Origin of the sequence: Bacillus sp. LB7 (genome assembly GCF_030449715.1) — a bacterium.
Classification (GTDB): Bacteria; Bacillota; Bacilli; order Bacillales; family Bacillaceae; genus Bacillus; species Bacillus paralicheniformis.
Map to the genome: position 1 here is coordinate 1 of NZ_JASGCA010000039.1, position 4,711 is coordinate 4,711.

Annotated in this window: 7 protein-coding genes; 6 read left to right on the forward strand and 1 reads right to left on the reverse strand. The window is 39.9% G+C overall.

Translation table 11 applies throughout. The annotated features are described in order from the left end of the window. Positions 1 to 303 precede the first annotated feature (303 nt). The 6 genes from QMZ64_RS22735 to QMZ64_RS22760 all read left to right on the forward strand — a co-directional run bounded on the left by QMZ64_RS22735 (position 304) and on the right by QMZ64_RS22760 (position 3,596). On the forward strand, positions 304 to 444 hold the full coding sequence (locus tag QMZ64_RS22735) for a hypothetical protein (protein WP_155266822.1): 141 nt from the start codon (positions 304 to 306) through the stop codon (positions 442 to 444). 18 nt (positions 445 to 462) lie between these two features. Beyond that, complete coding sequence (locus QMZ64_RS22740; protein WP_025810891.1) at positions 463 to 663, forward strand: hypothetical protein; 201 nt, start codon at positions 463 to 465, stop codon at positions 661 to 663. A gap of 26 nt (positions 664 to 689) precedes the next feature. Then, positions 690 to 1,031, forward strand: coding sequence for a hypothetical protein (locus tag QMZ64_RS22745; RefSeq protein ID WP_061577977.1), 342 nt, complete (start codon positions 690 to 692; stop codon positions 1,029 to 1,031). Positions 1,032 to 1,068: 37 nt separating this feature from the next. Next, complete coding sequence (locus QMZ64_RS22750) at positions 1,069 to 1,335, forward strand: hypothetical protein (RefSeq protein ID WP_025810889.1); 267 nt, start codon at positions 1,069 to 1,071, stop codon at positions 1,333 to 1,335. A 476-nt stretch (positions 1,336 to 1,811) separates the two neighbouring features. Then, positions 1,812 to 2,351 carry a hypothetical protein gene (locus QMZ64_RS22755; protein WP_089030054.1) on the forward strand — a complete coding sequence of 180 codons (540 nt, stop codon included), beginning with the start codon at positions 1,812 to 1,814 and terminating at the stop codon, positions 2,349 to 2,351. A 510-nt stretch (positions 2,352 to 2,861) separates the two neighbouring features. Beyond that, complete coding sequence (locus QMZ64_RS22760) at positions 2,862 to 3,596, forward strand: hypothetical protein (RefSeq protein WP_017474410.1); 735 nt, start codon at positions 2,862 to 2,864, stop codon at positions 3,594 to 3,596. 554 nt (positions 3,597 to 4,150) lie between these two features. Here the strand turns inward: QMZ64_RS22760 and QMZ64_RS22765 are convergent. Then, positions 4,151 to 4,459 carry a hypothetical protein gene (locus QMZ64_RS22765; RefSeq protein ID WP_145643972.1) on the reverse strand — a complete coding sequence of 103 codons (309 nt, stop codon included), beginning with the start codon at positions 4,457 to 4,459 and terminating at the stop codon, positions 4,151 to 4,153. Positions 4,460 to 4,711: the final 252 nt, after the last annotated feature.

The following is a 4,711-nucleotide window of genomic DNA, read 5'->3' on the forward strand; positions in this document are numbered from 1 at the left end:
GTCACTCTTGTCATTCGGCTAACCGCAGTTGTCCGTTCTCCATGCCAAAAGGGAAAAATAATCCCCCTTCGGGGAACCACCTTCCCTCCGGAAGGCAAAACGAAAAAAGAAACGAGGGAAAAACCATGACAAACATGACTTTATTTTACTTACGATAATAGCCGTTTATCCGTTGTACCTATATGCAGAAATAAAATTCAAACATACGGACAGTAGCAATCACAAACACAATTATAAAGACTGATCGGCGGGGATTGGTCCCCCCGCCCTGAAGAGAATTAACAATAGAAAAGGAGATCGACAATGAAGAATACATACTTAGTTTTATGCGAAATAGAGGTTGAAGCTAGTTCTATTCAAGAGGCAGAACAAGAAGGTATCGAAAGCATTAAAGAATTAATTGAAGTCGGAGAGCTGTATGTAGAAGCTAAACCTTTAAGTTGAATAAAAGGAGTTTAAGCAATGACAAACAACGAAAAATTATTAAACGCATTAATTCAGTTCAAAAATTCTGCGCGCGAGATCTCAGAATTATGGCATCAAGCCGACGATAAAACAGACAGCAATCTTTGTGATGAATATCCGTTCCCCAATGATTTTGACGAAGTGGTCTATAAAATCGAAGATTGGGTATCTACTCAACAAAAGTTATTGAAGCAATAATATTTGGAAATGAAGGAGATATAAATATGGCTAAAATCGACGTTGAAAGGATTACTCTTGAAAGGCTTGAAGGGCCTTCACAAGAATGCATCAAAAAATCACACAATACATGGAAGCAAGCTGAAGCGACTATCTCGGAATGGGCGCTTACATCTCCAAAGAACGGGGGTTATAATAAAGTTGACTTTCACATTGTCTGGAAAGACGGATCTGAATATAGTGGGCGCTTTACTCTGCAGTATAAGCATGCTCTCGTTTCCGAGGGGCTTTCCCATTATGTGATATCCACTCTTCAATATTACATGAACAACGACTCAAGTCTTGCAAAGCAAGCTAAAAAGATGCTTGACCATTTACAAATAGGCTAAATACATTCAAAATGAAAATATGGATGGAGTGAAAACGATGAAAGAAACCAAAAAATTTTTATTAAATCTTCTTTCTATCTCTGTAGCATTTATAGTTGTCGGACTTTTTATCGCAGATCCGTTTTTCAAATGGGCTTCTGATTTTAAATTAATTTCTTACGAAGAAGCTCAAAATATATCTAAATCTAAGATTCTGAAACCCGCATTAATATTTTTGGGGTCAATAGGAATCTTTATAGTAGGTGTACTTAGTTTCTTCTTCAGAGGTGTACTAACTTCCGACTTCGAGAATAAAGAAAACTGAATTCACATAAAAAGCCGGTCCCTAGTGGGACCAGCTTTTTTATTTTGGCCAACTGCGCCTGGAAGGAAAACTAAGGTTTTCCTTTGATTGAAGACGCAGGCATCGAGCCTGCTTCTTACGGTTGCTGAAGCAACCGTTTTAAAACCTTGGAATGAAGTGGTTTCCCGGCCCCTGTCCACCTTCACTGTAGCTCCCTCGTCACTTCTAGCAAGGCGCGAAAAAGTTTTTTTACTCGTTTTCCTTTGCCCTGCTGCGTCCTTTGTCCTCGCATCTCAAGTCAAACGGGTTTTGGGTATCGTATGACCTGGTACGTCCCTTCGGTCCTCCCATCCCAACGACACCATCAAAACAAAAAACTTTTTCAGCTTGTTCCCTTGCTCTCCGTTCCTCACTCGCTGTCGTTACAGGTGGACAGGGGGAAAAGTAAATAACTCTTTTTTTCTCCACTTAAATGAAAAAACAGGAGGATTCAATAAATGAAACATGATGAACTATTTTTAACAGTGAACTGGTACAAAGACGACATTCTCAAGGTTTTTGCGAAAAAAGGAATCCCGTTAACAGATACGAATTTCTCTAAACTAAAAAAATTAGGTGCAACCACTTTACATGGCCAGTCAATCGAAAACGGGTGGGAAATCCTTGATACTTTAGTCGATATATATGAAGAAGAGTTGGTTCACGACGAGGAATCCTTTATCATTATTGAGCATGAGGACAGGCCATTCGTTTTAACTTATAAAATGTTGAGCGATTATTGTACTGAAAAATTAAACTGTACAGGTAGCGAGTTTCTTCTAGGGTACTCTTGGGATGATAGTAAAGGACTGATTGATCACTTGAACCTAGATGAAGAGACATGCAAAGCTTATCTTTCAGAGTCAGCTTTTGAATATGTGACATGGATCTATTATGACGGCACTGATTCAGAGGATTTATTGGAGCAAAAAGCTATATTCTTGTTTGAGTGGCTTAATATAAAAGTGAATGGCAGCGTAGATTTAGAAAAAATCTAACAGCAGGAGAAGGGATTCCCTTCTCTTTTTTTTCGGCCTTACGCCTGGAAGGAAAACTGAAGTTTTCTTTGATTGAAAGGCGCAGGCATCGATCCTGCTTCTTACGGTTGCTAAGGCAACCGTTTAAGGCCTCAAAACCACGCCAATTGGTAAGGCTGCCTGAAGCGCAGCCTCTTTTACTTTTCCCTTTTGCCTTCTGATCGTACAACAGAGCCGACTAACCACAAGCGCGGCAAAGTCGACGAGCCAAACAACAAGAGCAGCAATGACTCTAGTCGCAACGGTAAAACTTCGAGAATTTTAAGCAGTCAAGCCTTTGCTTAAAATCCCCGAATAGCCTCTTTTTTTGTTCGGTAAAATGACATTTACTGTTGAATGATGTATTTTCATGTGTTAGTTTGAATAAGAAGGGAGGTTTGGAACAAATATACTTTTCGTTTTTGACTAAATTTCGATCATTTGCATCAAGACAAGTCACCCGGTTTAAAAAAACCTTGAAAGGGTGTAAGTATGAAAAAAGTAGTTTTGTCATTGATTGCATCTGGTTTTTTGGTGTCTGGAGTTCTACCTTCGAGCCTAGAGAGTGCAAGGGCGGAGTCAAAGATTGAAGAGCAAAATATCACCTCTGATATCAAGGACGTTGTCTTTATTGAAAAAAGTGATGAAAAGTTAGAGTACACTTACACCAAAGGGAATGAGAAATTTAAGAATGTTGAATACTTCAACGAGGACCAGACTGGTTTGAGAAGTCACATCTATAAGTTAGATAAGAATACTGGCGAATATCAAAAAATTGATGAGCTGGTAAGTCAGTTGTCTTTTGATAAAAAAGAAGTCTCTATTGAGTCGCTAGTGACGAAGGAGAAAGATGTAATGGTAATACAATCAAACCAGAACACTGCGTCACTCGACGAGCTTGAGTTTTCAATTCAAGCAAAGGATAAATGGACATACCACGGAACTGTTTACGGAGACAATAAGCCTAAAAAGTGGACCATCGGCGTTATCGGAATTTCAGTTGCAGGGATTACAAAATTGCCCGCAGTAGCAAAGATTGTTATCAATATAGCAAACATGACTTATCAATTGGCAACCGACGTATTTTATTATAAACAGGTGTTGTATAAAAAAGGGCCAAAATTAAGACCTTCATTTAAATATGTGACGACATTCTATTCTGATAAGGCAAGAAAGAAAGTCATCAAAAAGAACGTTGTCAGCTACGCCAACTCAGGCTATCGTTAAGAAAAAAGGGAACAGTGAGAGCTGTTCCCTTTTAGTATTTCTGGACAAGAATGTACAGAGAGTATAGGACTGCAAAGAGAAGGATTATCCAAAGGTACATGAAACGGGAATGTCTGTTTTTGAAGATAAAATAGCATACGGCCAAAATCAAAAGGAGTATCCATGCGAGGAAAGGAAAAAAAGCATCTTGCAAGACGATTGCCATAACTCCAACAATTGACAACAAGGCGAACAGTATGTTCTCAAAAAGTTTCAAACAGCACCCTCCAAATATTATCAATGTTCATTTGTATACTATACCATGATTTATTGTATTGATGTATAAGATTAGGATTTTCATATTCATGATTATATGAGATCCTTTACGCTTGGAAGGAAAACTGAAGTTTTCCTTTGATTGAAAAGCGCAGGCATCGAGCCTGCTTCTTACGGTTGCTGAGGCAACCGTTTAAAACCTAGTTTGTAAGGATTCGCTGCCGCAAATCCTTACAAACCTCCATCTTCTGTTATAATTGAGTGGTCATATCCTTTAGTGTGCCGGCTGCAGATCCTTATTAACCCTTAGCATTGCCGGCTGTTTTTTTGACCAGCGTTTTCAGCTGGTCTTTTTTATTGCCGTTAGGATTAATGGAAATATCCCAATCAATGTGGCTGCCGTTGCGGCACTCGAGATGATTAACAAATTCAGAGTTTCTTTTGTTATTTCCATAGTCTGTCCCCCTTTTTTGAAGGAGATTACATTCAATCTTTTGATGCGGGGCCTTATCATTGGGTTCCCCCTCCGGGTCTGCTCGCAGCCGTAAGCCGGCAAGCCGGCCAACTCTCTGCGGCATCTCGCTTCCCTCTAAAATGCCCGATAACATGCATCTGTAAGCCTCCGGGCCTGCCTCTGGCAAACCCGGAAACAACAGCTGCTATGTTCCTGTCCATTTCTTCACGAGTGAACGATGACAGAAAAACATTAAAACAAGCAGAAAGGTTCCCTGACGGTCACATTTCTGCAAATGGCAAGGATACGCTGAAGCGTATTCTATTGGTCTTTTCCCTTTTGCCTTCCGAATCGTACAACGTGCGGAGCCGACTAAGCCACAAGCGCGGCAAAGTTTGCGCCTTTC

Bases quoted from the DNA above. Each gene is read 5' to 3' on its own strand.
- QMZ64_RS22735 (WP_155266822.1), top strand. From the start codon at position 304: ATGAAGAATACATACTTAGTTTTATGCGAAATAGAGGTTGAAGCTAGT.
- QMZ64_RS22740 (WP_025810891.1), top strand. From the start codon at position 463: ATGACAAACAACGAAAAATTATTAAACGCATTAATTCAGTTCAAAAAT.
- QMZ64_RS22745 (WP_061577977.1), top strand. From the start codon at position 690: ATGGCTAAAATCGACGTTGAAAGGATTACTCTTGAAAGGCTTGAAGGG.
- QMZ64_RS22750 (WP_025810889.1), top strand. From the start codon at position 1,069: ATGAAAGAAACCAAAAAATTTTTATTAAATCTTCTTTCTATCTCTGTA.
- QMZ64_RS22755 (WP_089030054.1), top strand. From the start codon at position 1,812: ATGAAACATGATGAACTATTTTTAACAGTGAACTGGTACAAAGACGAC.
- QMZ64_RS22760 (WP_017474410.1), top strand. From the start codon at position 2,862: ATGAAAAAAGTAGTTTTGTCATTGATTGCATCTGGTTTTTTGGTGTCT.
- QMZ64_RS22765 (WP_145643972.1), bottom strand. From the start codon at position 4,459: ATGTTATCGGGCATTTTAGAGGGAAGCGAGATGCCGCAGAGAGTTGGC.